The sequence below is a fragment of the Gammaproteobacteria bacterium genome (assembly GCA_016200485.1).
Taxonomy (GTDB): domain Bacteria; phylum Pseudomonadota; class Gammaproteobacteria; order Tenderiales; family Tenderiaceae; genus JACQEP01.
Genome location: JACQEP010000024.1, coordinates 70,860 through 85,430, shown reverse-complemented (window position 1 = coordinate 85,430; position 14,571 = coordinate 70,860). Strand labels below are relative to the sequence as shown.

Below are 14,571 nucleotides of genomic sequence, written 5' to 3'. Positions count from 1 at the left end.
GCCGGGGATTAACCAAAAATTCGGATGACGAGTCATGAGTGGTAACGAAATAAACCGCAGAGACTTTCTAAAATTCATGGGGATTGGGGGCGCAAGTGCGGCGGCCCTCAGTGGTTGCGATATGCCAACCACGGTGACGCTGGAAGAAGGCAAGGAAAAGGTTGCTGCCTATCTGGTGCCTGAAGAATATGTAATCCCAGGGGTGGGTGTGTGGTTCGCCTCGACCTGTCAGCAATGTGGTGCCGGATGCGGCGTGCATGGCCGTGTTCGTGAGGGCCGGTTGCTTAAGGTGGAAGGCAATCCCGATTCCGCGATCAACTGGGGTGGTTTGTGTCAGATGGGGCAGGCGGGATTGCAGGGGCATTACAACCCTGATCGCTTGAGCAAGCCGTTGGTGCGCAAAAACGGCAGCCTTGTTGAAGTCTCATGGAATGAAGCCTGGGCGTTGGTGGAAGAAAAGACCAGTGCCGTGAAGGGTGATCGTGCCGCCTGGTTGACGGGTTCTGTCAGTGGCCATCAAGCTGCGTTGCTCTCCAAATTGCAGGATAGCGTCGGTTCCAAAAATCATTTCGTGTATGAAGTCATCAATAATCGCGTTGCCGAAGCGGTAAACGAGGCGATGCTGGGTGAAGCCGTGCCACGTTATCGCTTCGATAAAGCCAAGGCGATTCTGTCTTTCGGCGCTGATTTCCTGGGCACCTGGGTATCGCCAGTTCATTTCACTTATGAATATGCCGGGTTCCGTAGTGGTGATCGTGGGGTGTTGATCACGGTTGAGCCGAAGATGACATTGACCGGTGCGAATTCAGATTTGTGGGTAGCCATTCGCCCGGGAACGGAAGGCGTGTTGGCGCTGGGAATTGCCAATGTGCTGCTGACCAAGCATCAAGTCGATGGTTCGCGGCTGCCGGCGGCGGCGCGTGACGCCATCGCACAATATACGCCAGATAAAGTCACCGAAATCACGGGCGTTGCCGGTGATACTGTGGTCAAGATTGCCACTTATCTCAAACAACGCAGCCCGAGTCTGGTGTTGTCGGGTGCCTCAGCCCATGATCATGCCAATGGTTATCAGAGCGCGGCTGCCATCATGATGCTCAATGTTTTGCTGGGCAACGTGGGGCAAACCATTGAATCCTCCGGCGGTTTCCCGGTGAAGGAATTGACGGCCAAACGCGGCAGTAGCAAGGCGCTGGCTGATTTTGCTGCACTGGCGGATCAGGGGGCATTGGATGTTGCCTTTATTTATGGGGCTAACCCGGTCTTTACTGCGCCCGCGCACATGAAGTTCGCAGACAAGCTGGCCAAGGTTCATTTTAAAGTTGCATTGACCCTGTTTGCCGATGAAACAACGGCAATGGCGGATGTGGTATTGCCATTGGCATCGCCCTATGAATCTTGGGGAACAATGGTTGCGGCGTATCAACCGCAGGAAATGACGTTGGGCATGCAACAGCCCTTGATGCAGCCGTTGTATGCCGAAACTCGTAGTTTTGGCGATGTGCTGTTGGCGCTGCTGAAAAAACGCAATGCCGCTGACTATCAGCGTTATGACGATTATTACGCCTATTTGCGCAACGCCATGACTCAATTGCCGGCGGGGTTGAGGCAGGGCAAGAGTGATGCCGAGTTCTGGGACACTACCGTGCAGAAGGGATTGCTCAAAGTATCGACGACAGCGCCTGCGCTCAAGGCTAATGTTCCGGATCTGACGCAAAAAACAGCCGCTGCCGCCAGCGATTTCCCTTTCCATCTCGTGCCCTCGGCGCGTCTTGGGTTGTGGGATGGCCGTCACGCCAACCTGCCCTGGTTGCAGGAAGCGCCGGATCAGGTCAGCAAGGTGTATTGGGATTCCTGGGCTGAGTTGCATCCGAAGACTGCGGCACAGCTGGGGGTCAAGGAAGGTGACTTTATCCGCATCGAATCTGATCAAGGCGCCATCGAGGCTCAGGTCTATGTCTTCAAGGGGGTGCACCCCGAAGTCGTTGCCGTTCCCATGGGGCAAGGTCACGAAAATTATGGGCGTTATGCCAGCAAGCGGGGCGTCAATCCGTTGAAGATTGTGAGTGCGGTGACGGATGAAAAAACCGGCGAAATTGCGACCCATGCCACGCGTGTCAAAATCACCAAGACCGGTAAATCTTCTCAATTGCCGCGCTTAGGCGGTAGCGATCGTCAGGCGGGTCGTCGTTTGGTCGGCACCGTAACCGCAGACGTGTTCAGAAAGACCGAAGGAGGCAGTAATGTCGCTTAAGAATCTTCTCGGAGACTGGTCCAAGTATCGCAAGGGCCACGAAGAAGGCGGTTTCCATAAATACGAGCACATGTGGGGGCTGGCGATTGACCTCAACAAGTGCATCGGTTGTAACGCGTGTTCCGTAGCCTGCTATGCCGAGAATAATCTGGCGGTTGTCGGCAAGGACAAGATGCTGTCAAATCAGGGAATGCACTGGTTGCGTATCGAGCGTTACTGGGACGAGCCGCAACTCGGTGGCGATGACCGCGATTTTCAGGAGCGCGGCGCCAGTTTCCTGCCGATGATGTGTCAGCAGTGTAATGCAGCGACATGTGAGCCGGTATGTCCGGTGGCCGCGACGTACCATACGCCAGACGGATTGAATGCGCAGGTTTATAACCGCTGTATCGGTTCGCGTTATTGCTCCAATAACTGCCCTTATCGTCTGCGTTATTTTAATTTTTATTCCTATTACGAATCTTCCTGGCCCGCTCCGCTGCATATGCAGCTGAATCCCGATTTATCGGTGCGCGATAAAGGCGTAATGGAAAAGTGCACCTTCTGTGTGCAGCGTATTCGTACCGCCAAAGATACGGCGCGGGCTGAGAACCGCAAAGTCATAGATGGCGAATTCAATACCGCCTGCGCTCAAAGTTGTCCGACCAAGGCAATCACCTTCGGTGACATGCTGAATCCTGACTCAGCGGTCAGTAAAAAGTGGAAAGCTCAGCAGGTGGAATTGGGTAAGGCCGAACAACACAAAGCCAATCGCGATTTGCGTGGTTATCGTGTTCTGGAAGGTCTCAATACCGATCCCAAGGTTCTGTATCTGGAACGGGTGCGGGAAGTCTGATCTCGAATTTTTTCGGGCATACAAAACAACAACTGGTGTGACCTATGCAGACAAAAGATATTAACGAGAATATTGAGTGGGCAAAGATTAACGCGGATGTGCTGCGAAGCATGGAAAATCCGCGCATTGGGTATTGGATAGCGGTTGCTACGTGCATAGCGATGGTAAGTTGCGCTGTGGTGGCCGAAATTTATCAATATCAAACGGGCATTGGTGTGGCTAATTTAAGTTGGCCGCAGATGTGGGGGCTTTATATTGCCACCTTCGTTTTCTGGATCGGCATGAGCCATTCCGGAACGTTATTGTCGGCGATTCTGCACATCGTGCATGCCGACTGGCGTAAACCGATTTACCGGTTCGCCGAGGCAATGACAACGTTCTCGTTGATGACGGCGGGTTTGTTCCCCATCATTCACTTGGGTCGCGTCTGGAATATGTACTGGGTATTGCCCTACGTCAGTGACCGTGGCATTTGGCCGAACTTCCGTTCGCCGCTGTCGTGGGATGCGTTCGCGATCACGACCTATCTGACCTCGTCGGCCTTGTTCCTGTTCATAGGGATGATTCCTGACTTGGCGATTTGTCGCGACAATGCCCGTGGCTGGCGCCAGAAACTTTATACCGTGCTGTCGCTGGGATGGCAGGGTGATGATCGTCAATGGCGCCACTTCCGTAAGATTTACCTGTTGATGGCGTGCTTCCTGATCCCGCTGGCAGTCTCCGTGCACTCGATCGTATCGGCTGACTTTTCAATGTCGATTATGCCGGGCTGGCATGTCACCACCTTCCCACCGTACTTCGTTGCGGGTGCTCTCTACTCGGGTTGTGCGGCGATCATCACGCTGTTTATCATCTTGCGCTACTTCTTCCGTTTCGAGGAATACATGACGATTCCGATTCTGGAGAAAATTTGTAAATTGACCTTCGCCATCGCCATGGTTTGGAGCTATCTGAATCTGGTTGAGTTTGCCGCTACTTGGTATGGTCATGATCAAGTCGCCAAAGAGCTGCTGTTGTGGAAGTTCAATGGCCCTTACGCGCCATTCTTCTGGACGATGTTGTTCTGCGGTTCAGTCATGCCGTTTGCCCTGGCCTTCGAGAAACTGCGCCGTCACTTGCCAACGATGTTTGTGGTTTCGCTGCTGCTCAATCTCGGCATGTGGCTGGAGCGCTGGATGATCGTGGGGCCAACGCTGTCACTTTCTTATGAACCCTTCGCTTGGGATATCAACTGGCCGAGCATGGTGCAATGGGCAATCGTCTTCGGCAGTTTTGGTTGGTTTGGTTTGTTGTTCCTGGTGTTTGTGAAGGTGTTCCCGTCAGTCTCGATGTATGAAGTGAAGGAAATGGTCTTCCATCGCCGTCGCGCACATCGTCCGGATTTCGCGGTCGAACTCCATCGCCGTGCGACCGATCCGCAACCCGGGCGGAGTCCGCAGCCTGGACAGAACCCGAGCACAGAAGGAGCGTAAACATGAGACGTTATCACATCATGGGATTGTTCAAGGATTTCGAGGAGGCATTTGCCGCCATCGCCGATATCCGTAATCACAAAATTCCGGGGGTTTCGGTTGACGATGTCACCTTGAAGTCTCCAATCGAGCATCCGGAGGTGGAAGAAGTGCTGGGGGATCGTGGTTCGCCGGTGCCTAAATTTACCTTGTTTGGTGCTTTGTTCGGCGCAACCTTTGGCTTTCTGTTTTTGAGTTCGGCGCAGGCCACTTTTCTGGTGCAGCCACAAGGTGGAAAGCCAGTGGTGCCATTGCCGTCAAACATTGTGTTGACCTATGAATTGCTGATTCTGTTTGGTGTGTTGTTCACGGTGGTGGGTTTCTTGATCAGTGCCCGGATGATGACCCGTCGCCATCCGCTTTACTCGGAAAAGGTCAGCCTTGATCAGATTGGTGTGATGCTGGAAGTGGATGAGAAAAATCTGAATCCGGTAAAAGAATTGTTCAAACAACATAAAGTGTTGGAAATTCGCGAAGAGGTGGCTTCATGAAAGTAAGGGCAATAATCGCTGCCACAATTTTGATGCCGTCCGTGGCCTTTGCCTGGCCGTGGTCGACGGACATGATGAATCAGCCATCGATCAAGCCTCAAGAGGGGTTGATGACGCCGTTTCCTGAGCGCTCGATACCCGTGCAAGGGATTCCAACCAAGGTTGCCAACCGCGATGAAGCAAAACCGCTAACCAATCCGATCCCGGTGAGCCCGGCGTCACTTAAAAAGGGGCGCGATTTGTTTCGGATTTATTGTGCGGCATGCCATGGTTTGACGGGTGCTGCTGATTCTCCAGTGAGCGGCAAGATAGGCGCCATACCGCTAAATGACAGTTATGTTCAGGAAACGCTGACCGAAGGTTGGGTGTGGGGTACGATTACCTTTGGTAGTTATGTGATGCCGGCTTATGGTGTGCCACGAGCAAATGCAACTTCGCGTGGGTCGAATGACCTGTCAGTGGAGGAGCGTTGGCACGTTGTGAATTACGTCAAGCACGGTTTGGTAAAAGAACAAGAGGATGCCACCCGCTCTGCGGCGGCATCCAAGTAATCCAACTCGTAGCGACTGAGGATTAGTATGGAAAACTTCAGCTTCTGGTCTGTAGTAATCACGGACTTTCTGTTCGTGCTCTATCTTGCGCTGGGCGGCGTCACTTTGTCGGCAGTGTTGCACTTGGTGAATGGCCAATGGCGGTTTCAGGTACGTAAACTGGCCTGCTCATTGGCGATTCTGTTCCCGATCGCCTTTGTGTTGTTGCTGATCATCCTGGCATCTGGAGAGGCTTCCTTCCCCTGGATTGCTCAATTACAGCATGGCGGTGAGAGTGGTGAGCATCATATGTCTGGCTGGCATAACCAAACCTTCTTGATTGCACGTCAAGTGATTGGTTTCCTGGTGGTGGCTGGCTTGTATTTGCTGTTTATCAAGCTACAGCATCAGAGTGAGGTCGATAGCTCCTACGCGGCACAGCGTCGTTTCCGCAACGTGGCATTGATGATTCCATTTTTCTATTTCACATACGGCACAATGGTGGCCTGGGACTTTGAAATGACACAAATGGCTGGATGGCACAGCGCGAGCTATGGCGCTTACCATTTCCAGAGCAATTTCCATATGTTCCTGGGATTTTTTACCATCTTCCTCTTTTTCCTGGCGCGGTCGCGTAATTTAACGAAACCATTTGAAGGTTATATCTTCAACTTCATGGCTCAGTTCATGTTGGCGATGACTATCCTCTGGACTTACCTGTATTTCACGCAGTACTTGATCATGTGGTATGGCCGCTTGCCAGATGAAACGACACGCTATTTCCATATGATGACCGAGGGGCTGGCGCCGTTGTGGTGGATCTTCCTGACATTGAAGTTCATCATTCCTTTCTGCACGCTGGCGATTACGCCTAATCGTCACAATCCAGCGGTGATTGTCATGGTCGCATTCAGTATCGTGATTGGCACCTGGATTGAGCGTTATACCTGGATCTCGGGTTCGGTAGATCCGCAATACTATCGCTTGCCAATGACCTCGATTATGGACATTGTGGTGACAGCGGCGGTTTTTGCGGCATGCTGGTTCGCGGTGCGTTACTCATTGATCCGCTATGGGTTGATCAAAACCAGCGCGTAAGCAGAACTCAGTAGTCGAATCAAAGAAAAGGCGGGGGGAGAACCCCGCCTTTTTGTTTGTGCGGCTAACGTCGTTAGAGGCGACTTCGTGAATCCGTATCTAGGTAACCCTCTGAATAAAATCACCCCTACAATCTTTCGCAGCAAACTGCGGGGAATTACACCCATAGAGATTAATAATATGCGGAAATCGAGAACACAGTGCTATGCGAGTCACTGTCAACCGAATAATGGAGTCCTGCTGAAACTTGATTAGTAAAGTAATAGGCGCCGCCAACCGTCAGTTTGCTGCTGGAGTTGTATTCAGTAACTGCTTGGACATTGGTTAGATTGATGACGTGAACGGATTTAATCCTTGTCAGCTCGGCGCTGGCGTTTAGTTCGAGATGCCTGGCAACTAAAGAACGAATGCCTAAATTTACACCATATCCATTTTTATTGGAGTTGATGGCTGGGCTGCCATTTACCTTGAGAGTTGTCTTGCCTCCTAAAATCGATGCGCCAAATACAAGATCGGTATCGTAGTAAATCGGGGTATGGTAACTCGCGCCGATGCTGGCGGCATTTTTGATATCAAGTTCCCACTTGTTATTTTTGTAGGTGGTATCGGCTGTGCCATTGCCATAATCGAGGTTAATCGCGACATTTTTGAAAGCATCATAAGACAGGGCCAGATAGGTGCCGCCGCCATTGAGGTTTTGAGTTGTCCCGGAAAGCGTGGTCGAGAACATCTCATAGCGGAGCGCGATTTCTGAATAACTGAGGGTAAGCGGTTTGGTTTTGGCTAATGCCTGATGTGAAATACACATGGGTGCGAGTATCGCAAGACCATAGATAAGTTGTTTCATAAGTTTCCCTTATTAGCGAGTTGGGATGAGCGAAACAGTGGTTCGTGCTAACGCCTATTCATAGCAGTAAATCATTACTGCCTCAAGATTGGCAATGGGGGAGGGGGCAGAAGATAAAGTTAAAAAGCAGATTAGCCGTCGCTCTTGACCGCAACGCCCGCTGCGTGGCGATTGAGCCAGCCGAGGATGCGCTTGACGAGCGCTGTGCTGGAACTGGAAAAGCTGTGATCGGTGCCAGCGATACGTACTTGGCGATAGACGACGTAGCCTTTGATCAGGGCGCTGGGGGTGGTGGCCATGCCTGCGTGCTTGAATGGATCAAGTTGTTTGTCGCGAGACGCCCTGGCACTGGATTGTTTGGCGGCCAGCGCGCGTAGTGGAGCGCTTTCGGTGACGGCAAGTAAATCGCGCTCAGCGAAAATATCGAGCATCGGCACACTGATTTTTTCGAGTAGAGCAATTGCCCGCCATTCCGGGGCAAGGTCATCGTATTGTCCGAGACTGACAGCGACAAAGCCGCGTATGGGGTGTTCAGGGGTGGTGGCGAGAAAGTGGGTGGCAGCCAACGCGCCGCTACCGTAACCGATCAAGGCGATGTTGCTGATTCCGTTGCTCTTGAAGTGTTCAATCGCGGCCAGGATGCGGCCCCGAGTCTGTTTTTGGTTACGACTGAGCGCAGGTATGTCATCGGCGGCCGGAAGCTCGATGGCCAGTGTCGCCCAGCCATGCTCAGGCAGGGTGCGGCGCAAAGGATGGATGACGCTAGGCCAGTCAGGGTGGGTGTTCGTGTCGGGAAGCAGGATTACACCGCCCTGGGGGCGGTTGCTTTGGTCGGCGGTATAGATAGCAAAGAATTTGCTGCCCTCGGCTTGCAACCAGATTCCCTCGCCGAGGTCAAGTGTTTTTTGCAGTGGGTGGGAAGGCTGGTTCGGGGCCGGGCTTGCAGGTACTGTGGTTTCGGCGGTTTCCCCCGGCGGGTGCCAGAGGCTCAAGGTTAGTCCCAAGATTATAATAAGTCTATATTTTTCTATTTTATAACAATAGGTTATAGCCATTTGTCGATCCCTGGGGGCGGTAGTTGCCGGGGCAGCGTGAAAAATCTACGCCAATCGGTTAAAGTTAGCGGCTATTTGCTGCAAGTGCTTTACCCGGTTTGATTTTTAGGGCAGCTCTAAAAATTCGCTAAAGCCGCGCTGGTGGCGTTGGCAAGCAGGCTCAAAATGCTCATTTACTGCGGTAAATTGCGCTTTCTCGCCCGCGTGTGCCTTGTCGTCATCGGTTTGACCGAATGTTTAGAGGTACCCTAAATTAAACAAAGTTAGATTTTACGAGGCTAAACCATGTCAGATTACAAAATCGCCCCTTCGATACTGTCGGCGGACTTTGCTCGCCTGGGCGAAGAAGTCAAAAATGTACTTGCTGCCGGCGCCGATATTGTCCATTTCGATGTCATGGACAACCATTATGTGCCCAATCTCACCATCGGTCCGCTGGTGTGTGAGGCATTGCGCAATCACGGCATCACCGCGCCGATCGATGTGCATTTGATGGTCAAGCCAGTGGATCGGATCATTCCTGATTTTGCCAAGGCCGGTGCTACCTATATTACCTTCCATCCCGAAGCTTCGGAGCATGTTGATCGTAGTTTGGGATTGATTCGCGAAAGCGGTTGTAAATCTGGCCTGGTATTCAATCCAGCAACGCCCCTGGATCATCTGAAATATGTGATGGACAAGGTCGACATGATTCTGTTGATGTCGGTTAACCCTGGTTTTGGCGGCCAGAAATTTATTCCCGCCACGCTGAACAAATTGCGCGAAGCGCGCAAGATGATCGACGAGAGCGGTTACAAGATTCGGCTTGAAATCGATGGCGGTGTGAAGACCGACAACATTCGTGAAATCGCCGCCGCGGGTGCTGACACCTTCGTTGCCGGGTCTGCGATTTTCAATGCGGGCAAAGACAGCGATCCTCATCGTTATAATACCGTGGTGGCCGGCATGCGCGCCGAGCTGGCGAAAGCCGGCAACTAAGCGCAGTGTTGAGTGGTATGGTGTTGCGTAAGCCGCAGTTGGTGGTGATTGATCTGGACGGCACGCTGGTCGACAGTGTGCCGGATCTTGCCTATTGCGCCGATGAAATGATGAAGGCGATTGGCCGTGCGCCGTGGGGCGAAGACAAGGTACGCACCTGGGTCGGTAATGGTGTCGAGCGCCTGGTGCGTCGTGCCTTGACCGATACCTTGTGGGGCGAGCCTGCCGACGCTGAATTTGCCAAGGCCTATCCTATCTATATGGAGTTGTATGCGGCGAATGTCAGCGCGCGCAGCCAGCTTTTTCCGGGTGTGATCGAAGGGCTGCAATATCTAAAGGCGGTGGGCTTGAAGCGAGCCTGCGTTACCAATAAGGCAGCAGCGTTTACCGAGCCGTTATTAAAAGATTTGGGGATATATTCTTATTTTGATGTTGTGGTGAGCGGTGATACCACGCCCAAGAAGAAGCCCGATCCGATGCCCTTGCTCTACGCGGCCGAGAAATTGGGTGTGACACCGCAGGAATGTCTGATGGTGGGAGATTCGCAGCACGATGTGCAGGCGGCGCGTGCGGCAGGTTTCCAGGTAGTGTGCGTGCCCTACGGCTATAATCACGGTGAAGATATTCGTGATGCCAAGCCGGATGCAGTGATTGACTCCCTGTTTGCATTGAAGAAATTATTTGAAAAAGCGGCGTAATCTAATGATGGTCAATATTACGAACCAGCAATCCTTGAGCAAGCCAGTCCACGAGCGATGGTCATGCTGTCGCGTGTGTGATTGATGCTTTCTTGTGGCTGACAGTTCAGTAAGGTGATGACCATGACTCGTGAACAATTCAATGCCCTCGCGGCCGAGGGTTACAATCGCATCCCGGTGATGCGTGAAGTGCTGGCGGATCTCGATACTCCGCTCAGCGCCTATCTTAAATTGGCCAATGGGCCCTATTCCTATCTCTTTGAATCCGTCGAGGGAGGCGAGAAGTGGGGCCGTTACTCGATTATCGGCCTGCCCTGTCGTACGGTATTACGGGTGCGTGGCCATGAGATGACGGTGCAGCACGAGGGGAAGACCATCGGCAGCACTTCGGCGCCAGATCCTTTGGCAGCGATTGAATCGTTTCGTGAGCAGTTCAAAATTCCACAGATTGAGGGCGCGCCGCGTTTTACCGGCGGCCTGGTCGGTTATTTCGGCTACGACACGGTACGTTATATCGAGCCGCGTCTGAATAAGGCCGAGCTGAATGATGAGTTGCAGGTGCCGGATATTTTGTTGCTGGTGTCCGATGAAGTGGTGGTTTTCGATAATCTGCGGGGCCGGCTTTCTGTTGTCGTGCATGTTGATCCGTCAGTACCCGGCGCTTATGATCAAGGGCAGCAGCGTGTTGATCAAATCGTAGCCCAGTTGCGGCGCGCATCAGCTGTGCCGCCACAGCCTGGTGGACGGTCGCGGCGTGAGGTACGGGAGTCGGATTTTGTTTCGCGCTTCAAGCAGGAAGAGTTCGAGCAAGCCGTTAATCGCATCAAGCACTACATCCTTGAAGGCGACACGATGCAGGTAGTGTTGTCGCAGCGCATGTCGATTCCACTGAATGCAGCAGCGTTGGACGTTTATCGCGCCTTGCGCGGATTGAATCCGTCACCGTATATGTTTTATCTCAATCTGGATGATTTTCATGTCGTCGGCTCCTCGCCGGAGATATTGGCGCGGATGGAAGATGGGCAAGTCACCGTCAGGCCGATTGCCGGTACACGGCCGCGTGGTGCAAATGATGTCGAAGATAAAGCGCTGGAGAGGGAGTTGCTCGCCGATCCCAAAGAACGTGCCGAACATTTGATGTTGATCGACCTGGGCCGCAATGATGTGGGTCGGGTCGCGGAAACAGGGACGGTGAAAGTCACCGAGCAAATGGTAGTCGAGCGCTATTCGCATGTGATGCACATTGTTTCCAATGTCACTGGGCACATCAAACCGGGAATCCAGGCGGTTGATGTCTTGCGCGCGACATTTCCGGCGGGAACGCTATCGGGCGCGCCGAAGATTCGCGCCATGGAAATTATCGATGAGCTGGAGCCGGTCAAGCGCGGCATCTATGGCGGCGCCGTGGGTTACATCGGTTGGAACGGCAATATGGATACGGCAATTGCGATTCGCACGGCAGTCATTAAGGACGGTAAGCTGCATATCCAGGCGGGTGCCGGCGTGGTTGCCGATTCCGTTCCCGCAAAAGAATGGGAAGAAACCATGAATAAGGGGCGGGCGATTTTTCGTGCCGTAGCCATGGCGGAGGCGGGGCTTGATCGAATTTAAAAATCCAACGCGGAGACACGGAGGCGCGGAGTTCGCGGAGGATTTCCAGAAAATGGATGAGAATGACATTGCCACACAGCTTATCGGTGCGGCAGTCGAAGTTCATCGAGTTCTGGGCCCCGGTTTGCTGGAATCGGTATATCAGCGTTGTTTGGCGCGAGAGCTTGAGCTACGCAATATTTCTTAACTCAACAGAATCTCCAATACAGGCGTCATATAAAGGATTAGAATTTGATATGGCATATCGCATGGATATGCTGGTTTCTGATAAGGTTGTCGTTGAGTTGAAAGTGGTGGAAAAGCTGTTGGCCGTACACGAAGCACAATTGCTATCTTATTTGCGGCTTTCAGGTAAGAGGCTGGGTTTGTTGATTAATTTTCACGTGCCGGTACTAAAGGCGGGAATAAAACGGGTCGCGAATAATCTTTGATTTTCTCCGCGCCTCTGCGTCTCCGCGTTGGATTTTACTTATGTTATTGATGATTGATAATTACGATTCCTTTACCTATAACCTGGTGCAATATTTCGGCGAGCTGGGCGCAGACGTGCGCGTCTATCGTAATGACGAGATCACGCTGGAGCAGATCGAGCAGCTTGCGCCGCGGCACATTGTGATTTCACCCGGGCCATGTACGCCGCATGAGGCCGGCGTTTCAGTCGCCACGATTGAGCGCTTTGCCGGCAAGATTCCGATTCTGGGCGTTTGCCTTGGGCATCAGAGTATCGGCCAGGCCTTTGGCGGCAAGATTGTCCACGCCCGCGAAGTGATGCATGGCAAGACGTCGCAGATTTATCATCAGGATAAAGGTGTGTTCAAGGGGCTGGCGAATCCACTGGAAGCAACCCGTTATCACTCCTTGGTGATCGAGCGTGCGAGTTTGCCCGATTGTTTGGAGATGACTGCCTGGACGCAGTCGCCGGACGGTCAAGTCGACGAGATCATGGGCGTGCGGCATCGTGAATTGGCAGTGGAGGGTGTGCAGTTCCATCCTGAGTCGATTTTGACGCAGCATGGGCATGAGATGTTAAAGAACTTTTTGAGAACATAAGATCTAACGCGGAGGCGCAAAGGTCGCAGAGGAGATAAAAGCGATATCGGGTTGGTTGGGCGGTTGCACAAAGAAAGCGGTTAGCTATCGAGTTATGATTGCAGGACATTATATGAATGAATTCTCCGCGCCCTCTGCGTCTCCGCGCCTCTGCGTTGAGATTTTTTCTATCGTAAGGATTATTGAATAATGGACATGCCAGCTGCAATCCGAGCCGTGACAGAACGCCGCAATCTGACGGCAGCAGAAATGACTGACATCATGCGTCTGATCATGACCGGCGCGGCAACGCCCGCCCAGATCGGTGGTTTTCTGATCGGTTTGCGGATGAAGGGCGAAACCGTCGACGAGATTGCTGCTGCGGCCGGTGTGATGCGTGAGCTGGCGGCGAAAGTACCGGTAAAAGCAGATCATCTGGTCGATACTTGTGGCACGGGTGGTGATGGGGCCGCGACATTCAATATCTCCACTGCCAGTGCCTTTGTTGCCGCCGCCGCCGGGGCGCGTGTGGCCAAGCATGGTAATCGTTCAGTCTCAAGCAAGTCAGGCAGTGCTGATGTGCTTGAGGCGGCGGGTGTCAATCTCAATCTGACGCCGCAACAAGTGGCGCAGTGCATTGAACAGGTCGGTGTTGGTTTCATGTTTGCGCCGCAGCATCACAGTGCGATGAAGCACGCGATCGGCCCGCGGCGCGAGATGGGTGTGCGCACCGTGTTCAATGTCTTGGGGCCGCTCACCAATCCCGCCGGCGCGCCGAATCAGGTGTTGGGTGTGTTTGGCGCCCAGTGGCTGGAGCCTCTGGCGCACGTTTTGGCCAAGCTCGGCAGCCGTCATGTAATGGTGGTGCATGCAGAAGACGGCATGGATGAGATCAGTGTTTGTGCGCCGACCAAAATTGCTGAACTAAAAAATGGTTCTGTGCAAACTTATACCATTACCCCGGAGCAATTTGGCATTCAGCGTGCCGAAGCAAAGGCGCTGGCGGTTGCCAGTGCCGAAGAAAGTTTAGCGGTGATCAAGCGCGTGTTTGCTAACGAAACAGGTCCGGCGCGTGATATCGTTGCGCTTAATGCCGGGGCTGCAATTTATGTGGCAGGATTGGCACCGACATTGGCGGAAGGTGTAGTTAAGGCCAATGAAATCATTGCCTCGGGTGCAGCTCAATCTAAATTGGATCAGCTAATTAAGTGCTGTGCGCTCTTTAAGGGATAGAGTGGTCAGGTAGAACAGATAAGCGCGATATAGCTTTGCCCTATCTGTTCTGTGGTGTCATTTATCGTCAGGGGGTGTGAACATGAAAAAACTGGTAATCGCTGCGGTGGCGGCTCTTTTTGCATGTAATCTGGCACTGGCGGCGGATAGCGGCTGTGATGTCAAGGCTGCCGAAAAGAAACTGGCAGGTGCCGCCAAGAATAGTTTTGTGAAAAAGTGTGAGAAAGACTTCAAGGCGATCGAGGTTAAGGCTGGTTGCGAAGCCAAAGCGGCGGAGAAGAAGCTCTCCGGTGCGGCCAAGAATAGCTTTATGAAAAAGTGTGTGGCTGACGGTACCGCGGCTGCTAATTAGTGTTTTATCAATACAGGCCGGACAGACATTGCTCCGGTCTGTGTTGAAT

14 protein-coding genes and 1 pseudogene are annotated in these 14,571 nt (G+C 52.7%); 13 read left to right on the top strand and 2 right to left on the bottom strand.

What is annotated here, in order from left to right; translation table 11 throughout:
* The first annotated feature begins 34 nt into the window (after positions 1 to 34).
* From HY272_14065 to HY272_14040, 6 genes are read left to right on the top strand one after another with little or no spacing between them, the layout of a single operon-like run.
* Positions 35 to 2,254, top strand: a complete 2,220-nt coding sequence (locus HY272_14065; protein MBI3773807.1) for a molybdopterin-dependent oxidoreductase — start codon at positions 35 to 37, stop codon at positions 2,252 to 2,254.
* On the top strand, positions 2,244 to 3,089 hold the full coding sequence (locus HY272_14060) for a 4Fe-4S dicluster domain-containing protein (GenBank protein MBI3773806.1): 846 nt from the start codon (positions 2,244 to 2,246) through the stop codon (positions 3,087 to 3,089). The genes HY272_14065 and HY272_14060 overlap by 11 nt, the downstream gene beginning before the upstream one ends.
* Before the next feature lie 44 nt (positions 3,090 to 3,133).
* Complete coding sequence (gene nrfD, locus HY272_14055) at positions 3,134 to 4,561, top strand: polysulfide reductase NrfD (protein ID MBI3773805.1); 1,428 nt, start codon at positions 3,134 to 3,136, stop codon at positions 4,559 to 4,561.
* 2 nt (positions 4,562 to 4,563) lie between these two features.
* A complete protein-coding gene (locus HY272_14050) occupies positions 4,564 to 5,091 on the top strand; it encodes a DUF3341 domain-containing protein (GenBank protein ID MBI3773804.1) in 528 nt (175 codons plus the stop codon).
* A complete protein-coding gene (locus HY272_14045; GenBank protein MBI3773803.1) occupies positions 5,088 to 5,642 on the top strand; it encodes a cytochrome c in 555 nt (184 codons plus the stop codon). Before HY272_14050 ends, HY272_14045 begins: the two co-directional genes overlap by 4 nt.
* Before the next feature lie 27 nt (positions 5,643 to 5,669).
* Positions 5,670 to 6,719, top strand: coding sequence for a polysulfide reductase, NrfD (locus tag HY272_14040; GenBank protein ID MBI3773802.1), 1,050 nt, complete (start codon positions 5,670 to 5,672; stop codon positions 6,717 to 6,719).
* Positions 6,720 to 6,891: 172 nt separating this feature from the next.
* Here HY272_14040 and HY272_14035 read toward each other — a convergent pair whose 3' ends face one another.
* The gene (locus HY272_14035) at positions 6,892 to 7,566 is read right to left on the bottom strand and encodes a hypothetical protein (protein ID MBI3773801.1); all 675 of its coding nucleotides are present in this window, start codon (positions 7,564 to 7,566) and stop codon (positions 6,892 to 6,894) included.
* Positions 7,567 to 7,697: 131 nt separating this feature from the next.
* A complete protein-coding gene (locus HY272_14030; GenBank protein ID MBI3773800.1) occupies positions 7,698 to 8,558 on the bottom strand; it encodes a DUF3530 family protein in 861 nt (286 codons plus the stop codon).
* Positions 8,559 to 8,906: 348 nt separating this feature from the next.
* Here HY272_14030 and rpe point away from each other — a divergent pair, with 348 nt between their 5' ends.
* The 7 genes and pseudogenes from rpe (at position 8,907) to HY272_13995 (ending at position 14,522) form a co-directional block, all read left to right on the top strand.
* Entirely contained in the window at positions 8,907 to 9,599 is a 693-nt protein-coding gene (gene rpe / locus HY272_14025; GenBank protein MBI3773799.1) for a ribulose-phosphate 3-epimerase, read from the top strand.
* Between the two features lie 17 nt (positions 9,600 to 9,616).
* Positions 9,617 to 10,297, top strand: a complete 681-nt coding sequence (locus tag HY272_14020) for a phosphoglycolate phosphatase (GenBank protein MBI3773798.1) — start codon at positions 9,617 to 9,619, stop codon at positions 10,295 to 10,297.
* 123 nt (positions 10,298 to 10,420) lie between these two features.
* Positions 10,421 to 11,908 (top strand): anthranilate synthase component I, encoded by a 1,488-nt coding sequence (locus tag HY272_14015; protein ID MBI3773797.1) that lies wholly within the window; start codon positions 10,421 to 10,423, stop codon positions 11,906 to 11,908.
* Positions 11,909 to 11,960: 52 nt separating this feature from the next.
* Positions 11,961 to 12,339, top strand: a pseudogene (locus tag HY272_14010) (GxxExxY protein).
* A 40-nt stretch (positions 12,340 to 12,379) separates the two neighbouring features.
* Positions 12,380 to 12,958 carry an aminodeoxychorismate/anthranilate synthase component II gene (locus tag HY272_14005; protein MBI3773796.1) on the top strand — a complete coding sequence of 193 codons (579 nt, stop codon included), beginning with the start codon at positions 12,380 to 12,382 and terminating at the stop codon, positions 12,956 to 12,958.
* Between the two features lie 189 nt (positions 12,959 to 13,147).
* On the top strand, positions 13,148 to 14,170 hold the full coding sequence (gene trpD, locus HY272_14000) for an anthranilate phosphoribosyltransferase (protein ID MBI3773795.1): 1,023 nt from the start codon (positions 13,148 to 13,150) through the stop codon (positions 14,168 to 14,170).
* 82 nt (positions 14,171 to 14,252) lie between these two features.
* On the top strand, positions 14,253 to 14,522 hold the full coding sequence (locus tag HY272_13995; GenBank protein ID MBI3773794.1) for a hypothetical protein: 270 nt from the start codon (positions 14,253 to 14,255) through the stop codon (positions 14,520 to 14,522).
* Positions 14,523 to 14,571: the final 49 nt, after the last annotated feature.

Excerpts from the sequence above, each read along its gene's own strand:
- HY272_13995 (MBI3773794.1), top strand. The coding sequence starts at position 14,253 with ATGAAAAAACTGGTAATCGCTGCGGTGGCGGCTCTTTTTGCATGTAAT.
- HY272_14040 (MBI3773802.1), top strand. The coding sequence starts at position 5,670 with ATGGAAAACTTCAGCTTCTGGTCTGTAGTAATCACGGACTTTCTGTTC.
- HY272_14050 (MBI3773804.1), top strand. The coding sequence starts at position 4,564 with ATGAGACGTTATCACATCATGGGATTGTTCAAGGATTTCGAGGAGGCA.
- HY272_14015 (MBI3773797.1), top strand. The coding sequence starts at position 10,421 with ATGACTCGTGAACAATTCAATGCCCTCGCGGCCGAGGGTTACAATCGC.
- trpD (MBI3773795.1), top strand. The coding sequence starts at position 13,148 with ATGGACATGCCAGCTGCAATCCGAGCCGTGACAGAACGCCGCAATCTG.
- HY272_14005 (MBI3773796.1), top strand. The coding sequence starts at position 12,380 with ATGTTATTGATGATTGATAATTACGATTCCTTTACCTATAACCTGGTG.
- HY272_14035 (MBI3773801.1), bottom strand. The coding sequence starts at position 7,566 with ATGAAACAACTTATCTATGGTCTTGCGATACTCGCACCCATGTGTATT.
- HY272_14045 (MBI3773803.1), top strand. The coding sequence starts at position 5,088 with ATGAAAGTAAGGGCAATAATCGCTGCCACAATTTTGATGCCGTCCGTG.
- HY272_14060 (MBI3773806.1), top strand. The coding sequence starts at position 2,244 with ATGTCGCTTAAGAATCTTCTCGGAGACTGGTCCAAGTATCGCAAGGGC.
- HY272_14065 (MBI3773807.1), top strand. The coding sequence starts at position 35 with ATGAGTGGTAACGAAATAAACCGCAGAGACTTTCTAAAATTCATGGGG.
- HY272_14020 (MBI3773798.1), top strand. The coding sequence starts at position 9,617 with ATGGTGTTGCGTAAGCCGCAGTTGGTGGTGATTGATCTGGACGGCACG.
- rpe (MBI3773799.1), top strand. The coding sequence starts at position 8,907 with ATGTCAGATTACAAAATCGCCCCTTCGATACTGTCGGCGGACTTTGCT.
- nrfD (MBI3773805.1), top strand. The coding sequence starts at position 3,134 with ATGCAGACAAAAGATATTAACGAGAATATTGAGTGGGCAAAGATTAAC.